Below are 24,978 nucleotides of genomic sequence, written 5' to 3' on the forward strand. Positions count from 1 at the left end.
TCCGGTCAGAGCGCGGCGGCCAGCTCCGTGCCCTGGCGGATGGCCCGCTTGGCATCGAGTTCGGCGGCCACGTCCGCGCCGCCGATGAGGTGTGCCTCGACGCCGGCCGCGCGCAGCGCCTCGTACAGGTCGCGACGCGGTTCCTGGCCGGTGCACAGGACCACCGTGTCCGCGGGGACGAGGCGCTGCTCGCCGTCGACGGTGATGTGCAGGCCCTCGTCGTCGATGCGGTCGTACGAGGCCCCGGCGACGGACACCACCCCGCGGTGCTTGAGCTCGGCGCGGTGGATCCAGCCGGTGGTGGTGCCGAGACCGGCTCCGACCTTGGTGGTCTTGCGCTGGAGCAGGTGGACCCGGCGCGGCGGCGCGGGACGTTCGGGCGCGGCGAGTCCGCCGGGCCCGGTGTAGGCGGTGTCGACTCCCCAGTGGCGGAAGTAGACGGCCGGGTCCTGGGCTGCGCCCTCGCCGCTGTCGGTGAGGAACTCGGCCACGTCGAAGCCGATGCCGCCGGCCCCGACGACGGCGACGCGCTCGCCGACGGGCGCGCCGTCGCGCAGTACGTCGAGGTAGGTGAGGACGTGGTCGTGGTCCACGCCCTCGATGTCGGGGGTGCGGGGGGTGACGCCGGTGGCGATGACGACCTCGTCGTAGCCCTGGAGGGTCTCCACGTCCGCGCGGGTGTCGAGGCGGACCTCGACGCCGCTCTGCACGAGCTGCGTTCCGTAGTAGCGGATCGTCTCCTCGAACTCCTCCTTGCCCGGGATCCGGCGGGCGATGTCGAGCTGGCCGCCGATGTGGCCCGACGCCTCGAAGAGGGTGACGGCGTGACCCCGTCCGGCGGCGGAGACGGCGCAGGCCAGTCCGGCCGGTCCGGCGCCGACGACGGCGACGCGCTTCTTCACCCGGGTGGGAGACAGGACCAGTTCGGTCTCGTGGCAGGCGCGCGGGTTGACCAGGCAGCTGGTGATCTTCCCGCTGAAGGTGTGGTCGAGGCAGGCCTGGTTGCAGCCGATGCAGGTGTTGATGGTCTCGGAGCGGCCGGCCGCGGCCTTGGCGACGAAGTCCGCGTCGGCGAGGAAGGGGCGGGCCAGGGACACGAGGTCCGCGCGGCCGTCGGCGAGCAGTTCCTCGGCGATCTCGGGGGTGTTGATGCGGTTGCTGGTGACGAGGGGGACGGACACCGCGCCCATCAGCCGCTTGGTGACCCAGGTGTAGGCGCCGCGCGGGACGGAGGTGGCGATGGTGGGGATGCGGGCCTCGTGCCAGCCGATGCCGGTGTTGATGATGGTGGCGCCGGCGGCCTCGATCTCCTTGGCGAGGTGGACGACCTCGTCGAGGGTGGAGCCGCCCGGGATCAGGTCCAGCATGGAGAGCCGGTAGATCAGGATGAAGTCCTCGCCGACGGCCGCGCGGGTGCGGCGGACGATCTCCAGCGGGAAGCGGACGCGGTTCTCGTAGGCGCCGCCCCAGCGGTCGGTGCGCCTGTTGGTGGCGGCGGCGATGAACTCGTTGATCAGGTAGCCCTCGGAGCCCATGATCTCGACGCCGTCGTAGCCTGCGAGGCGGGCGAGGCGGGCGGCGCGGACGAAGTCCTCGACCGTGCGCTCCACCTCGATGTCGGTGAGTTCGTTGGGGACGAAGGGGCTGATGGGGGCCTGGAGCGCGCTGGGGGCGACCAGGTCCTTGTGGTAGGCGTAGCGGCCGAAGTGGAGGATCTGCATCGCGATCTTCCCGCCTTCGGCGTGCACGGCGTCGGTGATCACACGGTGCTCGGCGGCCTCCTCCTCGGTGGTGAGGCGGGCGCCGCCCTCGAAGGGGCGGCCGGCGTCGTTGGGGGCGATGCCGCCGGTGACGATGAGGCCGGCGCCGCCGCGAGCGCGCTCGGCGTAGAAGGCGGCCAGACGCTCGAAGCCGCGCTCGTGCTCTTCGAGCCCGGTGTGCATCGAGCCCATGATCACGCGGTTCGGCAGCGTGGTGAAACCGAGGTCCAGGGGGCTCAGCAGGTGGGGGTACCGGCTCTGGGGACTCTGCGGGCTCATCTGGGGTGCCTCCTCGCACGCGGGTGATGACCCTGTTCTAGCGAGGCGGAAGCGGTTTTGCAACTAGGTGCAAAACCGCTCGGGAGGCGGGCGGCCCCCGACCCCAGGGCCCCCGGGGCCGACGCGCCCGCCCGTGTGGCGGAGTTCACGACCTGCGCCCCGCCCGATGCGCTCCGACCCGCACCGGCTCATGCTGCCGCTGCCGCTCCCGGTAACGTCGCCCCCATGACGCAGCGGCGCGTGGTCACGGTGGGCGGGGTGCGGCTGGCGTACGAGGTCTCCGGGCCCCCGGACGGCGATCCGCTGATCCTGCTGCCCGCGCTGGGCGAGACGGCCGGGCACTGGGCCCCCGTACGCGACGCGATGGCCCCCGGGCGCCGGGTCTACGCGGTGGACCTGCGCGGGCACGGCCGCAGCGACCGGACGGACCGGTACTCGCTGGAGCTGATGCGCGACGACGTGCTGGGCCTCCTCGACGCCCTCGGCCTGGACCGGGTGGACCTGGCCGGCCATTCGCTGGGCGGGTTCGTGGCGTACCTGGTCGCGCAGGCGCAGCCCTGGCGAGTGGGCCGGCTCGTGCTGGAGGACGCGCCCGCGCCGTTCCCCCGTGAGCCGGTCGTCCCCGTCCGGCCCGGGGGCGAGCTCGACTTCGACTGGGCGATGGTCCTCGCGGTCCGGGCGCAGCTGGACCGGCCCGATCCGGCCTGGCTGGAGGGGCTCGGCCGGATCACCGCCCGGACCCTGGTGCTGGGCGGCGGCCCCACGAGCCACGTCCCGCACGCGCACCTCGCCGAACTGGTCCGCCGGATACCGGGCGCCCGGCTGACGACGGTCCCGGCCGGACATCTGATCCACGCCGCCGCCCCCCGGGAGTTCACCCGGGTGCGCCCTTCCTCGCCGGGGGGCCGGAGGTGTCAGGCGCGGTGGAGGCGGACCGTCACGATCTGGAAGGGCCGCAGGGTGAGCGCGGTGGCGCCGTCCGCGGCCGGGGCGGCGACGGCTGAACCCCGCAGGGGCCGTTCGAGCAGGTCGCTCTCGACCGCCGCCGTGACCGGGAATCCGGCCGTGAGGGTGGCGCTGGCGCGGCCGCCGCGCGATTCGTAGAGGCGCACGATCACATCGCCGCTGCGGTCCTCGGCGAGTTTGACCGCCTCGACGACCACCGCGTCGTCGTCCACCGCCACCAGCGGGGCGACCGGGCCCGCGCCGGTCAGGGTGCGCTCGGGCAGGTTCAGGGCGTGGCCCTCGCGGACGGCGTCGCCGATGTCCGCGCCGGGCGCGAGCGAGTACCGCAGGGTGTGGGTCCCCTGGTCGGTCTCCGGGTCGGGATAGCGCGGGGCCCGCAGCAGGGACAGCCGGACGGTGGTGGTCTGGCCGCCGTCGGGGCGCACGTCGCGGGTCACGTCGTGGCCGTAGGTGGATTCGTTGAGCAGGGCGACGCCCCAGCCGGGCTCCTCCACGTGGATCCAGCGGTGGGCGCAGATCTCGAACTTCGCCGCCTCCCACGAGGTGTTGGTGTGGGTGGCGCGGTGGACGTGCCCGAACTGCGTCTCCGAGGCCGACCGGTCGGCCTTGACGTCCAGCGGGAAGGCCGCCTTGAGCAGCTTCTCCGTCTCGTGCCAGTCGACCTCGGTGACGATGTCGAGCGTCTTGGCTCCGGCGCGCAGCGTGAGGGACTGGACCGCCTTCGAGGCGCCGAAAGAACGGGAGACCCGTACGGTCACCATCCCGGGGCCGCTCCCGGTGACCTCCAGGCCGTCCAGGCCGTCCAGGCCGTCCAGGTCGGTGACCTTGTTGCGGTAGAACGCGTCGATGTCCCAGGCATCCCACATGTTCGGGAAGTCCGGATGGATCTGGAGCAGGTTCGCGGCGGTCCCCGGCGCGACGGACTCGCGGCCCGCCTCCAGGTCGTAGGCGCCGACGACGAGCCCGCGGCCGTCGATCTCCACCAGCAGCCGCCCGTTGGCGAGGACGTGTCCGCCGCCGTGCCGCTCCTCCACCGTGACCGGCTCCGCCGCCGGGGCCGGGCGGCCCGCGCCTCCGGCCGGAATGCCGCGCCGGGCGTGCGGGGCGCAGTTGAAGACCAGTTCCCCGGCGCCCTCCCCGGCCAGCGCCGTCTGTGCGGCGAGCGTGATGGCCCGCAGTTCCGCGCGCACCTTCCCGTACGTCTCGCGCGCCTCGCGGTGCACCCAGGCGATGGAGGAGCCGGGCAGGATGTCGTGGAACTGGTGCAGCAGCACCGTCTTCCAGATCCGCTCCAGGTCCTCGTACGGGTAGGCGTACTCCGGGTCCCGCACCGCGGCGGTGGCCGCCCACAGTTCGGCCTCGCGCAGCAGCGACTCGCTGTGCCGGTTGCCCTGCTTGGTCTTCGCCTGGGAGGTGTAGGTGCCGCGGTGCAGCTCCAGGTAGAGCTCGCCGGCCCAGACGGGCGCGTCCCCGTACTCGGCGTGCGCCTTCTCGAAGAAGGCGTCCGGCCGCTCGATCTCGACGCGGGGAGAGCCCTCCAGGTCCCGCTGGCGTTTGGCGCGGGCGAGGTGCTCGCGGGTGGGGCCGCCGCCGCCGTCACCCCAGCCGAAGGGGGCCAGGGAGCGCGAACCGCGCCCCTTCTCGCGGTAGTTGCGTGCGGCGTGCGCCAGCTGCGCTCCGCCCAGGTCGCCGTTGTAGGTGTCGACGGGCGGGAAGTGGGTGAAGATCCGGGTGCCGTCGATGCCCTCCCACCAGAAGGTGTGGTGGGGGAAGGCGTTGACCTGGGACCAGGAGATCTTCTGCGTGAGGAACCAGCGGGAGCCGGACAGCTTGACGATCTGCGGCATCGCGGCGGTGTAACCGAAGGAGTCGGGCAGCCACACGTTGTGCGTCTCGATGCCGAACTCGTCGAGGAAGAACTTCTTGCCGTAGAGGAACTGGCGGACCATGGCCTCGCCGCCGACCATGTTGGTGTCGGACTCGACCCACATCCCGCCGACCGGCACGAACTGCCCGTCCGCGATCTTCTTCTTGATCCGCTCGAAGAGTTCGGGCCGGTAGGTCTTGATCCAGTCGAGCTGCTGCGCCTGCGACATGGCGAAGACGAACTCGGGGTGCCGGTCCATCAGGGCCACCACGTTCGAGGTGGTGCGGGCGACCTTGCGCACCGTCTCGCGCAGCGGCCACAGCCAGGCCGAGTCGATGTGGGCGTGGCCGACCGCGCTGACGCGGTGCGCGGAGGCGTGGGCGGGCGCGGCGAGCACGTCGGCCAGGCGGGCGCGGGAGGCGGCCGCCGCGGCGGGCACGTCGCCGAGGTCCAGCGCGTCCAGGGCGGCCTCGACGGCGCGCAGGATCCCGTACCGGCGGGCGTCCCCCTCGCCGAGCTGCGTCATCAGCTCGTGGAGGACCTCCAGGTCCTGGACCAGCTCCCAGACCTCGCTCTCGAAGACGGTGAGGTCCATCCGGCCGAGCCGGTAGAGGGGCTGCCCGCCGCTGGTCGGCCGGTCGCCCTCGTAGGTGGCCCGGTGGTCCACCAGGACCGGATTGGAAGCGGCCTCGACGTACCACTCGACGCGCTCGCCGCCGACGGCCCGGTCGGCGACGCGCACCCAGTCGTTGTGGGGATTGAGCGCCTTGACCTCGGCGCCGTCGGCCCGGTGGACGAGCCCTTCGCACTGGAAGCCGGGCATCATCCGGTCGAAGCCGAGGTCCAGGACGGCCTCGACCGTGCGGCCGGCCCAGCCGGCGGGGACGGTGCCGGTCACCTTGAACCAGGTGGTGCCCCAGGCCGGGCCCCACGTCCGGCCCGGCGCGCAGGGCTCGTACGCCGCTGCCAGGCCCTCGGCGACGGGCACGGGCTCGCCGGGGACCTCCCACCGCTCGACGGTCAGCGGGACCGCCCGGGAGCGGACGGCGGGCTTGATGCGCTCCGTGAGGACACGGCGCAGGCGGTGCTCGGTGATGCTGCGGTCGTCGTGCATGACGGCTGCTCCAGAGGGGAGGGAGGAGGTCGGCAGGTGCGGTGGACGGGCAGCGGCGGGTCAGGTCTTGACGGCTCCTTCGCCGACGCCCTTGAAGAAGAAACGCTGCAGGGCGAAGAAGAGCAGCACCATCGGGAGGAGCGCGGCCATCGCGCCGGCGGCGATCAGCCGCTGGTCGTTGACCGTGGTCGCGCCGGCCAGGGACTTCAGGCCGAGCTGGAGGGTGTAGTGGTCGCTGTCGGTCAGGACGAGCAGGGGCCAGAGGAAGTCGTCCCAGGCGCCCATGAAGCTGGTGATGCAGACGACGGCCAGCGTGCCCTTCGCCGCCGGGAGGAAGACCCGGGTGAAGCGGGCCCACTCGTTCGCACCGTCCAGCACCGCGGCTTCCTCCACCTCCCGGGGTACGGACAGGAAGGCCGCCCGCATGATCATGATGTTGAGCACGGAGACGGCGCCGGGGAGCCACACGCCGACGAGGGTGTCGACCAGGCCCATCCCCCGCACCGTGAGGAACATCGAGATCATCACGGATTCGAAGGGGAACATCAGGGTCGCCACCAGGACGGTGAAGACGGCTCCGCGGCCCTTCCAGCCGGCCCGGGACAGGGCGTAGCCGCCCATCGCCGCGCACAGCGTGTTCGAGACGATGGCCATGACGGCCACCACGAGGGTGTTGCCCACGTACCGCAGCAGCGGGAACGACGCGGCGACACGGACGTAGTTGTCGAAGGTGGGCTGCGAGGGCAGCAGTCCGTCGTACACGTTCTCGGTGCGGCCGCGGACCGAGGTGAGGAACTGCCACACGAGGGGGCCCAGCATGACGACGAGCATCAGGAGCAGCGTGGCGTACCGGCCGGCCAGGCCGGGCGAGCGGCGGCGGCCGGCCCCGGCGCGCCGCCGGGACGCCCTGCTCCCGGAGGGGGAGGGGGCGCTCACCTCTCGTCTCCCTTCGACAGACGGCGGCCCAGCAGGCTGAAGACCAGCGTGAGGAGGAACAGCAGGATGGAGATGGCCGAGGCGTAGCCGGTCTCGCCGGAGAAGCCGAGGCCGACCTGCCGGATGAGGAAGGGCAGGGTCCGGGCGCCGCCGCCAGGGCCGCCGCTCTCACCGCCGAGGATGTAGATCTCGGTGAAGACGCGCAGCGCGGAGATCGCGGACAGCGTGCCGACCAGCAGCATCATCGGTTTGACCTGCGGCACGGTGATGCTGAGGAACCGGCGCACCGGGCCGGCGCCGTCGAGCGCGGCCGCCTCGTAGAGGGAGCCGGGGACGTTCCCGAGGGCCGCGAGGTAGAAGACCATGTAGTAGCCGAGGCCCTTCCACACGGTCACGATCATCGCCGAGACCAGCAGCAGGGTGTTGTCGGTGAGGAACGGAACCGGCTCGGAGACGACGCCCAGCCCCAAGAAGACGGTGTTGACCAGTCCGTCGCTGCGCAGCACCCACTGCCAGACCAGGCCGACCACCACGGCGGAGGCGATCACCGGGGTGTAGAAGGCGGAGCGGAAGAAGCCGATGCCGGGTACCTCGGTCCGCACCAGGACGGCGAGGGCCAGCGGCAGGAACACCAGACAGGGCACGACGACCAGGAGGTACAGCACGCTGTTGCCGGTCGCGACCCAGAAGTCGGGGTCGGTGACGGCACGGGTGTAGTTCTCGAAGCCGACGAAGGTACCGCCGCGCAGGATCTGGGAGTCGGTGAAGGAGAGGACGACGGTGTTGACGAACGGCCAGAGGCCGAACAGCGCCACCATCAGCAGGCCGGGGGCGAGGAAGAGGTAGGGGACCCACCACCGGCGGTGGAGCAGACCGGTCTCGGCCTCCACGGCCCGCCGCGCCGTGCCTCCGGGTGCGCGGGTCACCTGCGGGCCGCGTGGGCGAGGATCTCGTTGGCCTCCTCCTGGGCCTTCCTCACCGCTGTACGGGGGTCCTGTTCGCCCTTGATGGCCCGCTGGACCTCGCGGACCACGGCGTCGCCGACCTGGCTGGTCCACTGGACGGGCGTGTTGGCGTCGAGCTCGGCGGTCTTCAGTTGCTCGGCGCCGACCGCGCGGGCGAGGGTCTCCGCGTCCCTGCCGTCGCCCCTGTCCGCGAAGTAGGGGTCGGTGAGGCCCCGGGCGTTCGACGGGTAGATGGTGGCCTTCTTGGAGAAGGCCACCTGGTTGGGACCGTTGGTGACCCACTTGGCGAACTCGGCCGCCGCGTCCAGGTGCTCGGTGTCCTTGCGGATGCCGAGCGACTGGGCGTAGATGCCTATGTGCCCGAGCTTGCCCGTGACGGCCCCCGCGACCTGCGTGTTCGCGTACACCTGCGGCGCGTTCTGCCTGATGTCCTTGACGAAGCCCGGCGAGCCGGGGCCGAAGACGAGCTTCCCGGCGCCGTACAGCTGGTTGATGTCGTCGGAGGCGAGGAGGGACTCCTTGGGCATGGCGCCCTTGGCGTACAGGTCCTTCATCCGCTGCACCCAGGCGACGGCCGTGTCGGTGTCGAAGGTGAAGCGTTCGCCCTTCGCGTCGAGGAGGGGGACGCCCATCTTCTGCCAGTCGCCGGGCAGGCGCCCCTTGGGGTCGGCCATGAAGGCGCAGTACCGGCCGCCGGAGGAGGCGGCGATCCGCTCGGCGTAGTCGAAGAACTGCTCCACGCTGGTGGGCGGCTCGGCCGGGTCCAGTCCCGCCTTCGCGAAGAGCTCCCTGTTGTAGGTGAGGATCTCCGGCGTCACGTACCAGGGGTAGGCGTACACGCCCTCGCCCTTGCCGGGGAGCTTGAACTGCTCCCAGGCGCCCGGCACGTACTCGTGGGCCACCGCCGCGTCGAGCTCGGCGACGTCGGCGAGCATGCCCCGGTCGCCGAGGAGCTGGAAGGAGTCGGTGGAGAGGTTGACCACGTCCGGGAGGGCGCCGGCCTGGGCGTCGGCGACGAGCTTCTCGTTGTAGCCGCCGCCCGGGACGTCCTCCCAGGTGACCTCCACCTTCGGGTGCTCCCGCTCGAAGGAGTCGATGACGCCCTGTACGTACGCGGTGAAGACGGGTTTCAACTGCAGGGTGCGGAAGGTGATGCGCCCCTCCACCCTGCCCGTCCTTGCGGCCTGTCCGGCCTTCCCCGACATGCCGCCCATCCCGCAGGCGGCGGTCGAGAGCAGGGCGCCGGCCACCAGCGTGGCCACAGCCGTCCGGGCCGGGTTCGAACGGGTCATCGTCGCCGCCTTCGCAGAAGTCCGGCCTCGTTGCCGGAGGCGGTGCCCACGGTCGTCCGCGGGCAGGTCCCCGTCAATGACGCGCGAGCCGGACGCGGCGGGAGTTGACTCCTTATCGACGGTTCCCGAAGTCGCCGGGCCGCTCTCGACCGCGCCGGGCGCTCGGCCGCCGGCCCGTACGCCTACCGCATGCGGTAGGCGGCCTTCTCCGCGAGCCGGCCGTCCTTGAAGCAGAAGCGCAGGACGGTCTCCTCACCGAGCGCGGTGTCACCACCGGCGACGTACCAGGCGCAGGTGCTGCCCTCGGGCTGCGCCGGGCCGCCCTCCTTGAGGGCGCTCTTGACGAAGGAGTCGCCGGACGGCAGCTTGGCGCGGACCACGTCCTCGGCGTCGCCGGTCTTCACGGACTCGTAGACCGCGGGATCGAGCACGGTGCTGTCCGCGATGTCCCGTACCTTCCCGATGCCGAGGACCGCAGCCGCCGCGAGGGCGAGGCCGAGTACCAGCGCCACCCCGCAGCCGATCAGACAACCCTTGCGCTGTGCCACGCCCGTTCCTCCGTGTCGCTCCGCGTCCGCGGCGCCCGCCGGGACACGACGACCTTCGCAGCGGGGCGGGGACCGGAGCAGTCCCCGAAAGTCGTCGGCCTTCGCGACGATCGTCGCCGGGGTCAGGCCGCGGGGACCGTCAGGTCCCCCGGGTCGGTGTTGGCCCCGCAGAGGATGACGGCGACGCGCTCCCCCGGCGGCCGCGGCGCAGCGTGCAGCGCCGCCAGCGCGGTGGCGGCGGCCGCCTCGACCACGATCCGGTGCTCCTCCCACAGTGCGCGCCGGGCGGCCGTGATCGCCGCGTCGGGGACGAGGACGGACCGTACGCCCTCCTGCTGTGCGGCGGCGAGCGCGTCGACCGAGACCCGGGTGGCGCCGAGGGAGTCGGCGGCCACGGAGTCCACGGTGACGTCCACCGGCCGGCCGGCCTCCAGGGCGGCGTTCAGGGCGCGGCAGTTCTCCGGTTCGGCCGCGATCACCCGGACGCCGTGTTTGCGCGCCGCGGTGGCGACCCCGGCGAACAGCCCGCCCCCGCCGACCGCGACGACCACCGTGTCCAGCCCGGGCAGGGCGGTCCGGATCTCGTCGAGCAGGGTTCCGGCGCCCGCCGCGACCAGCGGGTGGTCATAGGCGTGGCTGCTGAGCGCCCCGCTTGTGGCGGCGAACTCCCGGCAGGCGTCCAGCGCGTCGGCATAGCGGTCGCCGACGAGGCGCACCCGGGCGCCGTACCCCCGCAGCCGTTCCACCTTCACCCGGGGCGCGTTGGCGGGCAGGAAGACGGTCGCGGGCACGGAATGCGCGCGGGCCGCCCAGGCGCAGGCCAGTCCCGCGTTGCCGCCGGAGGCGATGGTGACACCGGCGGCCGGGAGGGTGCCGGCCCCGGCGTGGGCGGCGAGGAAGTTGTGCGCCCCGCGCGCCTTGAAGGAGCCGGTGTGCTGGAGGTGTTCCAGCGCGTACCAGACCCCGTCCGCCGCAGGTGCCACGGTGACGGGGCGTACCGCCCCGGCGATCCGCCCGGCGGCGGCGCGCACGGCGGCGTAGTCGAGGTGCTGTCGCGGGTGCATGGCGTGTCTCCCCATCAGGCGGTGGGCCGCGCGGGCCGGGCGGCTTCGATCAGTTGGCGCAGGGCGCCGTAGTACACCTCGTGGTCCGTCAGCGGCGGCAGTACGTCGGCCAGCCCGCCGGAGAGGACGGGGAACCGCTCGGGGTCCAGCGCGGCCAGGGCCGCCCGCGACGCGGCGGTGGCTCCGGCCGGGTCCCGGTGGTCCACGAAGGCAGCGCTGCCCAGGGTGAGCAGGTACATGCGGCGGTAGGCGGTCATCGCCCCGGCGGCGCTCATCCCCGCGGCGACACTGTCGGCGAGGGCGGGCTCCACGAGCCGGGCGAGCAGCTGCCGCCCGAGCCAGGGCCGGCCACCGCGCAGCACCAGCAGTCCCGGGTGGGCGGTCAGCAGCCGGTACAGGGCGGTGAACCGCCGCTCGGTGGCTTCGGCCCAGTCGGTGCCGGCGGGGATGTCGGGCAGCTGCGCGGCCAGGTGCTCCGTACACAGGTCCAGCAGCCCGGCCAGGTCCCGGCAGCGGCGCTGGACGGTGGCATGGGAGACGTCGAGCCGTTCGCCGAGGGCGCGGAAGCTCAGGGCCGCCGGACCCTCCTCGTCGATGATGCGCAGGGCGGCGACCGCGATCGCCTCGGGCGTGGCGCGGTCCAGGGCGACTGATCTCCTCGGCATGCGATACACCGTAACATACGGCGTAACAGGACGGGCGGGAGCTTCAGCGCGGGACCCGACTGCGGCCATATTGCTGGTCATTGACGGAGAACCACCTGCGTGCGTTGACAGCGCGTAGTCGCATCGCTGCACTGGGCGCACGACTGCCCCCACGTCTAGGAGACTCCGTGCCGTCTCGCCTGCGCGCCTCGCTCCCCTGTCTGACCGCGGCCGCCCTGCTCGCCCTGGCGCTCTCCCCCGCCCCGGCAGGGGCCGAGCCCACCGCGACCTCGGACACCCCGCTCGCGCTGACCCCGCCCATGGGCTGGAACAACTGGGCCCACTACATGTGCGACATCGACGAGGCGAAGGTGGTCGCGAACGCGGACGCACTCGTGTCCACCGGGCTGGCCGCCAAGGGCTACGACACGGTGACCGTCGACGACTGCTGGATGACCAAGAGCCGCGACGCGCACGGCGCCCTGGTGGCCGACACCCGGAAGTTCCCGCACGGCATGGCCTGGCTCGGCGACCACCTGCACGCCAAGGGCCTGAAGTTCGGCATCTACCAGGACGCCGGCTCCCTGACCTGCGAGAAGTATCCGGGAAGCGGCGCCCCCCAGGGCGGTGGCGAGGACCACTACGCGCAGGACGCCCGCCAGTTCGCCTCCTGGAACGTCGACTACGTCAAGATGGACGGCTGCAACCTGTGGGTGCCGCAGGGCAAGACGAAGGAGCAGGCCTACCGGGACGCCTACAACGCCGTCGCCGCGGCCCTGCGGGCGAGCGGCCGGGACATGGTGCTGTCGGCCTCGGCGCCCGCCTACTTCCAGCAGGGTGAGTGGGGAGGTTCCGACTGGCACAAGGTCCTGGGCTGGGTGGGCGAGACCGGACAACTGTGGCGCGAGGGCCGGGACATCACGGTGTACAAGCCCGCCGCCCCGACCGCCTCCCGGTGGAGCTCCGTCCTGGGCAACTACGGCTACAACCGCTGGCTCGGCCGCTTCGCGGGCCCCGGCAACTGGAACGACCCCGACTTCCTCATCGCCGGCGCCCCCGGGCTCAGCGCGGCCGAGAGCCGCAGCCAGGTCGCCCTGTGGGCCATGATGGCGGCCCCGTTCATCCTGTCGTCCGAGGTCTCCCAGCTGTCCCCGGCCGGGCTCGCGGCGCTCGGCAACGAGCGGCTGATCGAGCTGGACCAGGACCCCATGGGCCGTCAGGGCGCCGTGGTCTCCTCCAACGCCACCTTCGAGATCCTGGTCCGGCCGCTCGCCAACGGGGACCGGGCCGTCGCCGTGCTCAACCGTTCGGCCGCCACCCGCACGGTGAACGTACCGCTGGACGAGATCGGGCTGCCGTCCTGCACCGCGGACGCACGGGACCTGTGGAGCGGCCTGCGCCGGCGGGTCTCCGACACCCTGACCGGGAGCGTGGCCGCTCACGACACCGCGCTCTGGCGGCTCACCCCGCGCGGCTGCGCCGAGACCGTGCCGACCGGGCAGATCGTGGGCGACGGCGCCCGGTGCGCCGACGGCGCCAGCACCTCGGGGGTCGGCGCGGTCGTGCTCGGCACCTGCACCGGAGCGCCGGACCAGCGCTGGACCCTGGGCGGCGACGCCCGCCTGCGGCTCGCCGGGCAGTGCCTGTCGGCGGGCGAGGAGGGACGGGTGGAGCTGGCGCGCTGCGCGCCCGCGGCGATGGACCGGCCCGGGCAGCGCTGGGCGCACCGCCGCGACGGCGCGCTCGTGGAGGCGGCGAGCGGCCGGTGCCTGACGGCCCCGGCTTCCCCCGCCGCCCCGGACGCCCCGGCCGAGAGGCTGCGACTGACCCCCTGCGGCGACCACCGGGCCGACCAGGCCTGGTCCCTCCCGGTCTGACGGCGAACGGATGACGAACCCGATGACCGACCACAGCCCGAAGCGCATCGTGAACCCGGCGCAGAACGCGGACCGGGCCTCGGCACCGATGCCGGACCCGGCGTCGGACCCGGCGTCGGTGCCAGCGCTGGACCCGGCGTCGCCGTCGCCGTCGGCGCTGGACCCGGTACCGGACCTGGTCTCGGCGCCGGTGCCGGCCCCGGGCGCCCCCGCGCGGACCCGCGGGCGGCTGCCGTTCCTCCGCCCGGCCGGTCTGGCCGCGCTGCCCGCGGCGCTGCTGGCCCTGGTCTGCGCGGCCGCGACACCCGCCGCGACCGCCCCGAGCGCGGGCGTACGCGCCGGGGTACCGGCAGACGTGCGCGCCGGGGTACCGGCAGACGTGCGCGCCGGGGTACCGGCAGAGGTGCGAGCAGAGGCACCGGCAGACGTACGAGCGAGCGTACGAGTGGGCGCGCGGGCAGACGTACGGGCGCAGTCGCCCGCCCGGCCGCAGGGCCCCGCTCCCGCACCGCCCGTCACCGCCCGCCCCCGCACCTTCGACACCGCACCCGCCCGCGCCGCGCTGGAGCGGCTGCTGCCGCGCCACGCGGCGCAGTTCACCCTCGTTCCCGACACGGGGGCGGCCGCCGACACCTTCACCGTGTCCGGTGTGCCCGGGGCGGTCACCGTGCGCGGCAGCACCGGAGCCACCCTCCTCACCGCGGTCGGCTGGTACCTCCAGCACGTCGCCGGCGCCGACATCGGCTGGCCCGGCGACAGCATCGGCATGCTGCCCGCCCGGCTGCCGGGCGTCCCCGCCCCCGTCACCCGCAGCGCCGCCGTACCGCACCGGTACGCGCTGAACGACACCGACGACGGCTACTCCGGCCCGTACCGCACCTTCGAGGAGTACCAGCGGCAGATCGACCTGCTCGCCCTGCACGGCATCAACGAGGTGTTCGTGCAGGTCGGCGCCGAGTACCCGTACTACCGGGCGCTACAGCGCTTCGGTTACTCCGCCGAGGAGCTGCGCGAGTGGATCCCGGGGCCCGCCCACCAGAGCTGGTGGCTGCTGCAGAACCTGAGCGGCTTCGGCGGCCCGGTCTCCGAGCGGCTGATGCACGAGCGCGCCGAGCTCGGCGGGCGGATCGCGGAGCAGCTGCGCGGGCTCGGCATGACCCCGGTGCTGCCGGGCTACTTCGGCACCGTCCCGCCGCGGTTCGCCGAGCGGCACCCCGGCGCCACCACCGTCGCGCAGGGCGACTGGGCGGGCTTCGACCGGCCCGACTGGCTGGATCCGGCGTCGCCGGTGTTCGGCGAGCTGGCCGCCGCCTACTACGCCGAGCAGCGCGCGGTGTTCGGGGACAGCACGATGTACCGGATGAGCCCGCTGCACGAGGGCGGCCGGAGCGGCGCCGTCGATGTCGGCGCGGCCGCCGGGACCATCCAGTCCGCCCTGCACGCCGCCCACCCGGGAGCGCTGTGGGCGGTGCTGGGCTGGCAGGACGACCCGACCGCGGAACTTCTCGCCGGGGTGGACACCTCGAAGCTGCTGATCCTGGACGGGCTGTCGGACCGGTACAACCGCCTCGACCGCGAAACCCGCTGGGGCGGTGTCCCGTACGCCCTGGGGACCATCTACAACTTCGGCGGCCACACCACCATCGGCGCCAACACCTCCGTGTGGACCGACCGGTTCGCCGCCTGGCGCGCCAAGAGCGGGAGCGCCCTGAGCGGGATCGCCTACCTGCCCGAGGCCACCGGAACCAATCCGGCCGCCTTCGACCTGTTCACCGACCTGGCGTGGGAGCCGGGGCCCGTCGACCAACGGCGGTGGTTCGCCGACTTCGCGCAGCGCCGCTACGGCCGGCCGGACGCCGCGGCCGCCGCGGCGTGGGAGGAACTGCGCAAGGGGCCGTACAGCACCTCCTCGGGGCTGTGGTCGGAGTCGCAGGACAGCCTGTTCACCGCCCGGCCGAGCCTGACGGCGTCGGGCGCGGCCTACTGGAGCCCCAAGTCGATGCGCTACCCGGCCGGTTCGGTACGCCGGGCCCTGGATCACCTGCTGAAGGTGGCTCCGGGGCTGCGCGGGTCCAGTGCCTACCGGTTCGACCTGGTGGACACCGCCCGGCAGGCCCTCGCGAACCACTCGCGGGTCCTGCTGCCGAAGATCAAGACGGCGTACGAGGCCGGCGACCTGGCCCTCTTCCGCAAGTTGACGGGTGAATGGCGGGACGGGGAGCGGAAGCTGGACGCCGTCACCGGAACCGACCCGAACTTCCTCTTCGGCCGCTGGCTGGAGCGGGCTCGGTCCGCGGGCGCCGACCGGGCAGAGCAGGACCGGTACGAATACGACGCCCGCTCGGTCCTGAGCGTGTGGGGCCGGCGCAGCACCAGCGAGGGCGGTTTCCTGCACGACTACGCGAACCGCGAATGGAGTGGTCTGGTCGGGGAGTTCTACGCCGGGCGGTGGGACCGGTACTTCGACTCGCTGGAGGAGGCGCTGGCCCGCAGGACGGCGCCGCAGGAGATCGACTGGCACACCGTGGAGGAGGAGTGGGCCCGCAGGACCACCCGTCATCCGGTCCGTCCGGCGGGTGATCCGTACGCGTTGGCGGCCGCAGTCGCCGCGTTCCTCCCGGCGGTCAACTGACCTTCTTACAACGCCGCGTGGAGCGATGATCGCCTTATCCGTTGATCGTCACCCTGTCGAGGGAAAGTCCCGGCCCGTACGGGGGAGAGCAGACCGAGCGCTCCCCCGTACGGGGCGGGCCCGGAATGATCAGGGGCATGTCCGAGACCGAACAGGAGCGGGCCCCTGCCGTGGCGTTCGCCGAGGGGGTGGTGGAGCTCCGCAAGCGCCGGGCGATGCCGGTCCACGGCTGGAGCGAGGGGATCCGGGAAGGTCGGGCCGTGGATGCGGATGCGGATGCGGATGACGACGAGACACCGCTGTCGGGGCGCCCCGTAGCCACCCCTCCCTCCCCGTGACCCGGGCCCGGCCTCGGGGGGCGGGGGCCCGCGGCTCCGGGGCCCTGCGGCTCCGGGGCCCCTGCGCGCGCCGTCGAGGCACCCCCGCACGCAGCCACCGCGGCCCGGACACACCGTAGCCACCCGGCCCTGTCCGTCGGCCGGAGCCGCGGTCGCCGTCGCCGTCGCCGTCGCCGTCGCCGTCGCCGTCGCCGTCGCGGAGCGTAGCTGTCGGCCGTGACGGCGAGCCCACGCCACAGGGCGTACCAGCCCTCCCCGTGCGTGGCCGCGCGCAGCGGAGTCACCATGAAACGCGCAGCGGAGTCACCATGGAAGCAGTAGGGGCCAGGCGGAGCCGGGTCGCAAGGGCGCCGGCCGGCGTGAGGGCGGTGACAGTACATGGGGCGTGCGGAGTCCGCGTCGCGTGCCCGGCGGCGGCTGCTCCTCGGCGGAGCCGTCGGCGGCCTGGTCGCCGCGGTCGCCGGGCTGGCCGTCGCCGGGCTGGCCGCGGCCGCCGTCCGGCCGGACTCCTCGCCCCTCACGGCGGTCGGTGCGACGGTCGTCGACCGGACGCCCGCCGCCCTCAAGGAGTGGGCCGTCCGGCAGTTCGGCACCGCCGACAAGACGGTGCTGATGCTGGGCGTCGTCACCGCCCTCGCCCTCGTCGCCGTGGCGGCGGGGATCCTCGCCGTCCACCACCTCCCCGCCGGCGTGGCCGTCGCCGGCGGCTTCGGACTGCTGGGCGCGGCGGCCGCGCTCAGCCGCCCGGAGGCGGCATGGCCGGACGCGTTGCCGTCCCTCGTGGGCGCACTGGCCTCGGCTGGGACGCTGTACCTGCTGGTCAGGGCGTTGACGCGACCGCGACCCCGATTCCGGCCGGCCGGAGCAGAGCCCCACGGCGCCGGCGCGATGGACCGTCGCGGCTTCGGACGGCTGGTCGCCGCCACCCTGGCGGCCTCGGCCGGGGCCGCACTCGCGGGGCGGCGCCTCGGCGCCCACGGGTCTGCCGGGGCGACGGCCTCGCGGGCCGGCTTCCGCCTGCCCCGGCCGGCCGTACCCGCGCCGCCGGTGCCCACCGGCGCGGACCTCCGGGTGCCCGGTGTCTCCGCCTTCCTCACCCCGAACCGGAGCTTCTACCGGGTGGACACCGCCCTGGTCGTACCCCGCGTGGACGCCGACACCTGGCAGCTGCACATTCACGGTGACGGAGTGGCCAGGCCCCTCACCCTCGGCCTGCGGGAGTTGCTGGACCGCCCCCTGGTCGAGCACGACATCACCCTGACCTGTGTGTCGAACGAGGTCGGGGGCCCGTACACGGGCAATGCCCGCTGGCTCGGCGTGCGCCTCGCGGACCTGCTCCGCGAGGCAGGGGTCCGGCCGCCCTCCGAAGGCGGCCCGGCCGACCAGCTGGTGGCACGCTCGGTGGACGGCATGACGACCGGCACGCCCGTCGAGGCCGTCATGGACGGCCGGGCGGCGCTGCTGGCCGTCGGGATGAACGGCGAGCCGCTGCCCTTCGCGCACGGGTTCCCGGTCCGGATGGTCGTACCGGGACTGTACGGGTACGTCTCGGCGTGCAAGTGGCTGCGTGAGCTGCGCCTGACCACCTTCGGTGCGTACGACGCGTACTGGGTGCGCCGGTCGTGGGCGGCCCGGGCCCCCGTCAAGACGCAGTCGCGGATCGACACCCCGCGCCCGCACGCCGGCCTCGCGCCCGGCCCGGTCGCCGTCGCCGGCGTGGCGTGGGCGCAGCACCGGGGTATCCGCCGGGTGGAGGCCAGGGTCGACGGCGGCCCCTGGCACGAGGCGCGCCTGGCCGCCGCGGACGGCGACGACACCTGGCGCCAGTGGGTGTGGCGGTGGGACGCGGCCCCGGGCCGGCACACCCTGGAGGTGCGGGCCACGGACCGGACCGGCGCCGTGCAGACGGGGCGGCGGGCCGGGACCCTGCCGGACGGGGCGACGGGTTGGCACGCGGTGACGGTAGACGTCGGCCCCGGCCCGTGAGGAGCCCCCGCCCGGCGGGGCCGGGCCGTCTCTTTCGCCTGAGGGTCGCCCCGTGATCGCCGGGTCTGGGCGCACGCCGCCCTCCGCGGTGCACCGCACGGCGGAGGGGCGCCTCCGCGCCGGGCGCATGCGGGCGTTCCGGCAACGCCGGGGTACCTCCCAGCGGTAGCCGGGAGACAGGTGCCGGAGCTGGAGCCGGAGCCGGCGACATGCGCCCGCCGGGGACTGCGGGACGGCCTTCAGACCGCCCGGCCCCCCGCCAGGCGCACCGGCAGCGTCTCGACGCTGTTGCCGATGAAGCTGCGCTGGTGCGGGAGTTCGGCTTCCGGGGTCGCCAGGTCGAGGTCGGGGAAGCGGGTGAAGAGCCGCTCCAGGGCGATGGTGGCCTCCAGGCGGGCGAGCGGGGCGCCCACGCAGTAGTGGGCGCCGTGACCGAAGGAGAGGCTGCGGGCGGCGGTGGGCCGGGTGATGTCGAAGGAGTCGGCATCCGCGCCGTGGAAGGCTCCGTCGCGCCCGGCCGCGGTGTAGCCGGCGAGCACCGGCGTGCCCCGCGGGATCACGGTTCCTCCAACGGTCAGGTCGCGGGTGGGGTAGCGGAAGGGGAACCAGCTGACCGGCCCGTCCCAGCGCAGGGTCTCGTCCACGACGTCCGTCCAGCTCGCCTTCCCTTCCATGACGAGGGCGAGCTGGTCGCGGTGGGTGCACAGGGCGCGCACCGCGTTGCTGATGAGGTTCTGGCTGGTCTCGTGGCCGGCGACGAGCATCAGCCGCATGGTGCCGATGAGTTCGGCCTCACTGAGCCGGTCCCCGTCGCCCTCGCGGGCGGCGAGCAGGGCACTGGTGAGGTCCTCGCCCGCGTCGCCCCGCGCCTGCGCCGCGCGCCGGGCGGCCGCGATCGTGCCCATGAGTTCGACGAGTTCGCGTACGGCGGCCATCGCCTCGGCGGGGGTGGTGTCGGTCGCGACGATCACCGTGTTGGACAGCTGGTGCAGCCGGCCCCGGTGCTCGGGGTCCACGCCGAGGAGCTCGCAGATGACGCTCATCGGGAGCGGGAGCGCGAAGTGCGTGCGCAGGTCGGCGACCCCGTCGGGGGCCCCGGCCGCGGCCCGCTCCAGGTCGTCCAGGAGTCCGGCGGCCAGTTCCTCGACGCGCGGCCGCAACCGTTCCACCTGGCGGGCGGTGAAGGCCTTGCCGACCAGGGAGCGCAGGCGGCGGTGGTCGGCGTCGTCGGCGGTGTGCATGCCCTGGGCGTTGGCGAAGACCCGCAGCGGCCAGTTCGGGGGGATGGTCCCGTCGTGGAGGGCGGGGAAGTGCCGGGAGTCCTTCGCCACGTCGGGATGGGCGAGGAACTCCTTCAGCGCATCGTGTCCGAGGACGACGGCCCCGGGCACCCCGCCGGGCAGGACGACCCCGGCCACGGGGCCCTGCGCGCGCAACCGGGCGTTGAGGGCGTGCGGGCAGCCGCCGGCGGGGTCGATGACGTGCGGGACGGACGGGTGGTGGGCCGGCACGCGGATCTCCTGACCTGTTGGAACGCAACGCGGTCAACAGTGCGGCGTGGAGGGCGTGTTGTACAGGGCCGCCGCCCGGCGCCCCCGTCGCGGGTGCGCGGACCGGCCACGCGGGCCCGTGGCACGCTCCGGCCGGTCGCCGTAGGGTCGGGCCATGGAGCAGTCACGGCGCACACTCGAAGGCAAGGTCGCCCTGGTGGCCGGGGCGACGCGGGGGGCGGGCCGGGGCATCGCGGTCCAGCTGGGCGCACAGGGCGCGACCGTGTACGCGTCGGGCCGCAGCTCGCGCGCGGGCCGCTCGGAGTACGACCGGCCGGAGACCATCGAGGACACGGCCGAGCTGGTGACGGCGGCGGGCGGGCGGGGCATCGCCGTGGTCGCCGACCATCTGGTGCCGGCGGAGGTGGAGGCGCTGGTCCGGCGGATCGACGCCGAGCAGGGCCGCCTGGACGTCCTGGTGAACGACATCTGGGGCGGGGAGCTGCTCTTCGAGTGGGAGAGCCCGGTCTGGGAGCACGACCTGGACAAGGGGCTGCGGCTGCTGCGGCTGGCGGTGGAGACGCACGCCGTCACGAGCCACTTCGCGCTCCCCCTGCTGCTGCGCGAGCCGGGCGGCCTGGTGGTGGAGATGACGGACGGCACGGCCGAGTACAACGCGAGCCGCTACCGGGTGTCCTTCTTCTACGACATCGCCAAGTCCTCGGTCCTGCGGATGGCGTTCGCGCTCGGCCACGAGGTGGGACCGCGCGGGGCCACGGCGGTGGCGCTGACCCCGGGCTGGATGCGCTCAGAGATCATGCTGGAGACTTTCGGCGTGACGGAGGAGAACTGGCGGGACGCGCTGGAGGCGGTCCCGCACTTCGAGATCTCCGAAACCCCCTCCTACGTGGGCCGGGCGGTCGCGGCACTGGCCGCGGACCCACAGGTGGCGCGCTGGAACGGCCGGTCCCTCTCCAGCGGGCAGCTCGCCGGGGTGTACGGGTTCACGGATCTCGACGGCAGCCGGCCGGACGCCTGGCGGTACATGGTCGAGGTCCAGGACCCGGGCCGCCCGGCGGACACCACCGGCTACCGCTAGAGAGCGTCTTGTCGGGCCGGGCGGGCTCGGCCCGACCGGCAGGGCACCCCCATGGCACTGGCGTCGGCGGGGGCGTACGTCCCGCGGTCGAGCGGCGGACGGATGCCCGGCCGGCGGTCGAGCGGCGGACGGATGTCCGGCCGGCGGTCGAGCGGCGGACGGATGTCCGGCGGTCGAGCGCTTGCTGGGGCCGCGCCGGGGTCGTGCGCACCGCGGCGGGTGGTGGCCCGCCGCGGCGTCTCCGCTCAGCCGAAGCCGGGGTCGCCGGCGGCGAGCGGGGCGAAGAACCGTTCCACGTCCGCGTCGGCGACCTCGGCGAGGGACGCCGGCGACCACCGCGGATCGCGGTCCTTGTCCACCACCTGGGCCCGGATGCCCTCCACCAGGTCGGGCGAGCGCAGCGCATTGCAGGAGACGCGGAACTCCTGGGCCAGGGCCGCCTCCAGGGATCCGAGGGCCGCGGCCCGGCGCAGGGCCGCGAGGGTGACCTTCAGCGCCGTCGGCGACTTGGCCAGGATCGCCGCGGCGGCCCGCACGGCGGCGGGCTCCTTCCGGGCGAGCAGCCGGCCGACGATCTCCTCGACGGTGTCCGCGGCGTAGCAGTGGTCGATCCAGGTCCGGCCGTCGGCGAGCACACCGGGCGGGGGCGTGGCGGCGTAGCGCGGCAGCACCTCGTGGGCGGGCTCCGCGGCGAGAGCGGCGACGAGCTCCGGCAGCCGGTCCGCGGGGACGAAGTGGTCGGCCAGACCGCACAGCAGCGCGTCGGCGGCGCCCACGGCCGCGCCGGTGAGGGCCAGGTGGGTGCCGAGCAGGCCGGGCGTCCGGCCGAGCAGCCAGGTCCCGCCGACGTCGGGGACGAAGCCGATGCCGGTCTCCGGCATGGCGACGCGGGAGCGCTCCGTGACGACGCGGACGTCGCCGTGGGCGGAGACGCCGACGCCGCCGCCCATGACGATGCCGTCCATGAGGGCGACGTACGGCTTGGGGTAGCGGGCGATGCGGGCGTTGAGGCGGTACTCGTCGCGCCAGAAGTCCGCGGAGGCGGCGCTGCCGGCCTTGGCGTCGTCGTGGATGGCCCGGATGTCCCCGCCCGCGCACAGCCCGCGCTCACCCGCGCCGCGGATCAGGACCTGGTCGACGGCCGGGTCCTGTGCCCAGGCCGTGAGGGCCTCGTCGATCCGCAGCACCATGGGGTGGGTGAGGGCGTTGAGGGCCCTGGGGCGGTTGAGGGTGATCACTCCGGTCCGGCCCTGGCACTGGAGCAGGACGGCGCCGTCATCGTGCGCGCCCTGCACGTCACCCCGGCCGTGACCGTCGCCCGTACCGCGCTCGTGGTTCCCGTCGTGCCCGTCGCCCCGGCCGTGCGCGCGCCTCCGGTCGTGCCCGTCGCTCCCGCCCCGCGCGGCGCGGTTGCGGTCGTGCCCGTGGTTCTGGTCGTGATCGTCTTCGGTCTTCACGCCGCCCAGTATCTCCGCACCTCCGCGGCCCGCGCCGTGGCGGGTGCCGGGCGGTCCGTGGGCGTAGCCTGGGCGACCATGCGGAAGATCATCCTCATGATGTCGGTGTCCCTGGACGGCTTCTTCGAAGGGCCCGATCGGCAGATCGACTGGCACGTCGTCGACGACGAGCTGCACCAGCACTTCAACGACGAGCTGCGCACGATGGGCGGTTTCCTCAGCGGCCGCGTGACGTACGAGCTGATGGCGGAGTTCTGGCCGACCGCCGACGCCGACCCGGCGAACGCCGGGCCGATGGCCGAGTTCGCGGGCATCTGGCGGGAGATGCCGAAATACGTGTACTCCCGCAGCCTCGACCGTGCCGACTGGAACACCACGATCGTGCGGGACGTCGTCCCGGAGGAGGTCGCCGCCCTCGCGGCGGCTCCCGGCGGTGACTTCGCGCTCGGCGGGGCCGACCTCGCCGCCGCGTTCCTGCGCCAGGACCTCGTGGACGAGTACCGGATCTACGTGCACCCGGTGCGGATCGGGCGCGGCAAGCCGCTCTTCCCGCCCGTCGACGGAGCCCCGGTTCCGCTGCGCCTGGAGGGCACCCGCACCTTCGGCAACGGCGTCGTGCTCCTGCGCTACGGGCGCCCGTAGAATCCGGGCATCTCCCGGAAGAGCCGGCTCAGGGGCGCCGGCTCCGGCGCCCGAGGCGGTGGCCAGTGCGGCCGGCCCCGGCGGACCGGCCGGATCGGCGCGCCGCAGCGCGCACACCGCCGCGAGCCGGAGGCCGGCCGGGGCGGCAGCGCCTGCTCGGCGAGGCCGTTCCGCTGCTGCGCCGCCTCGCCGAGGAGTGGGCCGACGATGCCCCTGCCGCCCCCGCGCAACCCGCCCGAGCCCCCAAGGAGACTCCGTGACCGCCGGACCGAACCCCGACCACCTCGTCCTCGGCACCGACACCGCCCTGGTCCTCATCGACCTCCAGACGGGCATCCTGGGTCTGCCCACCACCAGGCCCGCCCCCGAGGTCCTCAAGAAGGGCATCGCGCTGGCCGAGGCGTTCCGCGCCCGCAAGCTGCCCGTGGTGCTGGTGAAGGTGGCCTGGTCCCCCGACGGAGGCGACCTGCCCACCGTGAACGTGGACCGCCCGGGGCCGGCGTCAGCCCCGCCGCCCTCGTTCTCGGAGATCCCCGCCGAGCTCGCCCCGCTGGGCGACGTGGTCGTCACCAAGCGCCACTGGGGAGCCTTCACCGGGACCGAGCTGGACCTCCAGCTGCGCCGGCGCGGCATCCACCGGATCGTCCTGGCCGGCATCTCCACCAGCGTCGGCGTCGAATCCACCGCCCGCACCGCCTGGGAGCTCAGCTACGACCTGGTCTTCGTGGAGGACGCCACCGCCGACACCGACGCGGACTCCCACGCCCACTCCTTCGGCAAGATCTTCCCGCGGATCGGCAGGGTCAGCGCCACCGACGAGGTCATCGCGGCTCTGGACGCGTGACCGCCCCGGGAGCGGATACTTCGAGCCAGACGCACTTGCCGTCCGGGGCGGGCCGCGATCCCCACCTGCGGGCCAGCCGGTCCACGATCACCAGTCCGTGCCCGCCGGGCTGACCCGGCCGGGACGCCGCCCGGGAGCGCAAGGGGACGGGCGGCGCCGGATTCCCGTCGGTGACCTCGATCCGCAGCCGCTCCTCGTCACAGTCCAGGAGCAGCGCGCTCGGACCGCCCCCGTGCAGGCAGGCGTTGGACACCACCTCGGACACCAGCAGGAGGACGTCCTCGGCGGCGTCCCGTCCCGCCTGCGTCGAGGCCGGGAGCCAGTGCCAGGCGGCCAGCGCCCGCCGCGCGAAGTCCCGGCTGCGCGTCACGACGTCGGTGGCCCCGTCCAGTACCAGGTACCAGGTCCGGTCGGGTGACCTCCGCTCTTCCATGACGCCTCAGACTCCTCCGTGTCGACAGCTCGACGTGGCCGCGCGAGGTCGACGTGCCCGCGCGCGCGGCAGGGCGCTATCGGGGCGGGCCGCCCGTCCCCAGGGCCTGGGCGACATCGGCGTGGACGGGGAAGACCGCGTCGGCGCCGGTGATGCGGAACATCCGGGCGACCGACCCGCGCAGCCCGGCCAGCTCCAGGGTGCCGCCCGCCTCCTGGGCGGACAGCCGGCTGTGCAGGAGCACGTTCAGTCCGGTCGAGTCACAGAAGCCCAGTCCCGAGAGGTCGACCACCAGGCGGCCGCCCCGGGCGACGGCCGCGTCGAGGGCGGCGCGCAGGGGCTGGGCGGTGTCGTGGTCGAGCTCTCCCGCCAGCTTGAGGACGACTGCCACGTCGGCGGCTCGCACCGCGACGGTGAAACGATCGTTGTCGGCTCCGGGCACCATCCGGCATCACCCTTCCGTCACGTCCCTGCACCTTCCCCGAAGCCACGGAGATACGCCTCCCCCGGCCCAGCCGGTCCCCCCGCCCGCGCACCCCCGCCCCCGGGCCCGCCCGCGGCGCGCGGGCCCGCCGGCCGGAAGTCCGGCTCGGGTCCGGCCGGTGCAGCGCCCGGCGGTCCCGCAGCGGCCCATGTCCCCGGCCGGACCGGGCACTTGCCACGCCGACCGGCCCACGGCACCGGTGACGCCGGGGTCCCGGAAACGACAAAGAGGCCGTCTCGGATTTCTCCGATACGGCCTCTG

At 74.0% G+C, this 24,978-nt stretch carries 19 protein-coding genes and 1 pseudogene; 8 read left to right on the top strand and 12 right to left on the bottom strand.

What is annotated here, in order from left to right:
- Positions 1–5: 5 nt before the first annotated feature.
- Positions 6–2,039 (bottom strand): NADPH-dependent 2,4-dienoyl-CoA reductase, encoded by a 2,034-nt coding sequence (locus tag AMK16_RS04290; protein ID WP_073908704.1) that lies wholly within the window; start codon positions 2,037–2,039, stop codon positions 6–8.
- 225 nt (positions 2,040–2,264) lie between these two features.
- On the opposite strand from AMK16_RS04290, the pseudogene AMK16_RS04295 reads away from it, so the two are divergent.
- Positions 2,265–2,855 (top strand): annotated as a pseudogene (locus tag AMK16_RS04295) (alpha/beta fold hydrolase); the annotation flags it as partial.
- Between the two features lie 98 nt (positions 2,856–2,953).
- Here AMK16_RS04295 and AMK16_RS04300 read toward each other — a convergent pair.
- The 7 genes from AMK16_RS04300 to AMK16_RS04330 all read right to left on the bottom strand — a co-directional run bounded on the left by AMK16_RS04300 (position 2,954) and on the right by AMK16_RS04330 (position 11,456).
- Entirely contained in the window at positions 2,954–5,986 is a 3,033-nt protein-coding gene (locus AMK16_RS04300; protein WP_073908707.1) for an alpha-mannosidase, read from the bottom strand.
- Between the two features lie 60 nt (positions 5,987–6,046).
- Positions 6,047–6,922 carry a carbohydrate ABC transporter permease gene (locus AMK16_RS04305; RefSeq protein ID WP_073908710.1) on the bottom strand — a complete coding sequence of 292 codons (876 nt, stop codon included), beginning with the start codon at positions 6,920–6,922 and terminating at the stop codon, positions 6,047–6,049.
- Positions 6,919–7,794 carry a carbohydrate ABC transporter permease gene (locus AMK16_RS04310; RefSeq protein ID WP_073910439.1) on the bottom strand — a complete coding sequence of 292 codons (876 nt, stop codon included), beginning with the start codon at positions 7,792–7,794 and terminating at the stop codon, positions 6,919–6,921. The genes AMK16_RS04305 and AMK16_RS04310 overlap by 4 nt, the downstream gene beginning before the upstream one ends.
- Positions 7,795–7,844: 50 nt before the next feature.
- Complete coding sequence (locus AMK16_RS04315) at positions 7,845–9,179, bottom strand: ABC transporter substrate-binding protein (protein WP_079191306.1); 1,335 nt, start codon at positions 9,177–9,179, stop codon at positions 7,845–7,847.
- 182 nt (positions 9,180–9,361) lie between these two features.
- Positions 9,362–9,727, bottom strand: coding sequence for a hypothetical protein (locus AMK16_RS04320; RefSeq protein ID WP_073908713.1), 366 nt, complete (start codon positions 9,725–9,727; stop codon positions 9,362–9,364).
- Positions 9,728–9,849: 122 nt separating this feature from the next.
- Complete coding sequence (locus AMK16_RS04325; RefSeq protein ID WP_073908716.1) at positions 9,850–10,791, bottom strand: serine/threonine dehydratase; 942 nt, start codon at positions 10,789–10,791, stop codon at positions 9,850–9,852.
- A 14-nt stretch (positions 10,792–10,805) separates the two neighbouring features.
- Complete coding sequence (locus AMK16_RS04330; RefSeq protein WP_073908719.1) at positions 10,806–11,456, bottom strand: TetR/AcrR family transcriptional regulator; 651 nt, start codon at positions 11,454–11,456, stop codon at positions 10,806–10,808.
- Positions 11,457–11,623: 167 nt separating this feature from the next.
- Between AMK16_RS04330 and AMK16_RS04335 the strand changes: the two genes are divergently transcribed.
- The 4 genes from AMK16_RS04335 (at position 11,624) to AMK16_RS04350 (ending at position 18,268) form a co-directional block, all read left to right on the top strand.
- Entirely contained in the window at positions 11,624–13,312 is a 1,689-nt protein-coding gene (locus AMK16_RS04335; RefSeq protein WP_242438569.1) for an alpha-galactosidase, read from the top strand.
- Between the two features lie 22 nt (positions 13,313–13,334).
- A complete protein-coding gene (locus tag AMK16_RS04340; RefSeq protein WP_242438570.1) occupies positions 13,335–15,944 on the top strand; it encodes an alpha-N-acetylglucosaminidase in 2,610 nt (869 codons plus the stop codon).
- 137 nt (positions 15,945–16,081) lie between these two features.
- Positions 16,082–16,282 carry a hypothetical protein gene (locus AMK16_RS04345; protein ID WP_143196792.1) on the top strand — a complete coding sequence of 67 codons (201 nt, stop codon included), beginning with the start codon at positions 16,082–16,084 and terminating at the stop codon, positions 16,280–16,282.
- Positions 16,283–16,660: 378 nt separating this feature from the next.
- Positions 16,661–18,268: a molybdopterin-dependent oxidoreductase gene (locus AMK16_RS04350; RefSeq protein WP_073908725.1), complete on the top strand. Its 1,608-nt coding sequence runs from the start codon at positions 16,661–16,663 to the stop codon at positions 18,266–18,268.
- Between the two features lie 239 nt (positions 18,269–18,507).
- Here the strand turns inward: AMK16_RS04350 and AMK16_RS04355 are convergent, their stop codons facing one another.
- On the bottom strand, positions 18,508–19,779 hold the full coding sequence (locus AMK16_RS04355; RefSeq protein ID WP_242438571.1) for a cytochrome P450 family protein: 1,272 nt from the start codon (positions 19,777–19,779) through the stop codon (positions 18,508–18,510).
- A gap of 154 nt (positions 19,780–19,933) precedes the next feature.
- Here AMK16_RS04355 and AMK16_RS04360 point away from each other — a divergent pair, with 154 nt between their 5' ends.
- Positions 19,934–20,857 carry an SDR family oxidoreductase gene (locus tag AMK16_RS04360; RefSeq protein ID WP_073908731.1) on the top strand — a complete coding sequence of 308 codons (924 nt, stop codon included), beginning with the start codon at positions 19,934–19,936 and terminating at the stop codon, positions 20,855–20,857.
- 245 nt (positions 20,858–21,102) lie between these two features.
- Here AMK16_RS04360 and AMK16_RS04365 read toward each other — a convergent pair whose 3' ends face one another.
- Entirely contained in the window at positions 21,103–22,152 is a 1,050-nt protein-coding gene (locus AMK16_RS04365) for an enoyl-CoA hydratase/isomerase family protein (protein WP_073910447.1), read from the bottom strand.
- A 240-nt stretch (positions 22,153–22,392) separates the two neighbouring features.
- On the opposite strand from AMK16_RS04365, the gene AMK16_RS04370 reads away from it, so the two are divergent.
- Together AMK16_RS04370 and AMK16_RS04380 are read left to right on the top strand one after the other, a co-directional pair.
- On the top strand, positions 22,393–22,956 hold the full coding sequence (locus AMK16_RS04370) for a dihydrofolate reductase family protein (protein ID WP_073910451.1): 564 nt from the start codon (positions 22,393–22,395) through the stop codon (positions 22,954–22,956).
- 256 nt (positions 22,957–23,212) lie between these two features.
- Entirely contained in the window at positions 23,213–23,800 is a 588-nt protein-coding gene (locus AMK16_RS04380; RefSeq protein WP_073908737.1) for a hydrolase, read from the top strand.
- On the opposite strand, the gene AMK16_RS04385 is transcribed toward AMK16_RS04380, so the two are convergent.
- Entirely contained in the window at positions 23,778–24,233 is a 456-nt protein-coding gene (locus tag AMK16_RS04385; RefSeq protein ID WP_073908740.1) for an ATP-binding protein, read from the bottom strand. The genes AMK16_RS04380 and AMK16_RS04385 overlap by 23 nt on opposite strands.
- A 76-nt stretch (positions 24,234–24,309) precedes the next feature.
- Positions 24,310–24,678 (bottom strand): STAS domain-containing protein, encoded by a 369-nt coding sequence (locus AMK16_RS04390; protein ID WP_073908743.1) that lies wholly within the window; start codon positions 24,676–24,678, stop codon positions 24,310–24,312.
- Between the last annotated feature and the right edge of the window lie 300 nt (positions 24,679–24,978).

Origin of the sequence: Streptomyces sp. CB00455 (assembly GCF_001905445.1) — a bacterium.
GTDB lineage: Bacteria > Actinomycetota > Actinomycetes > Streptomycetales > Streptomycetaceae > Streptomyces.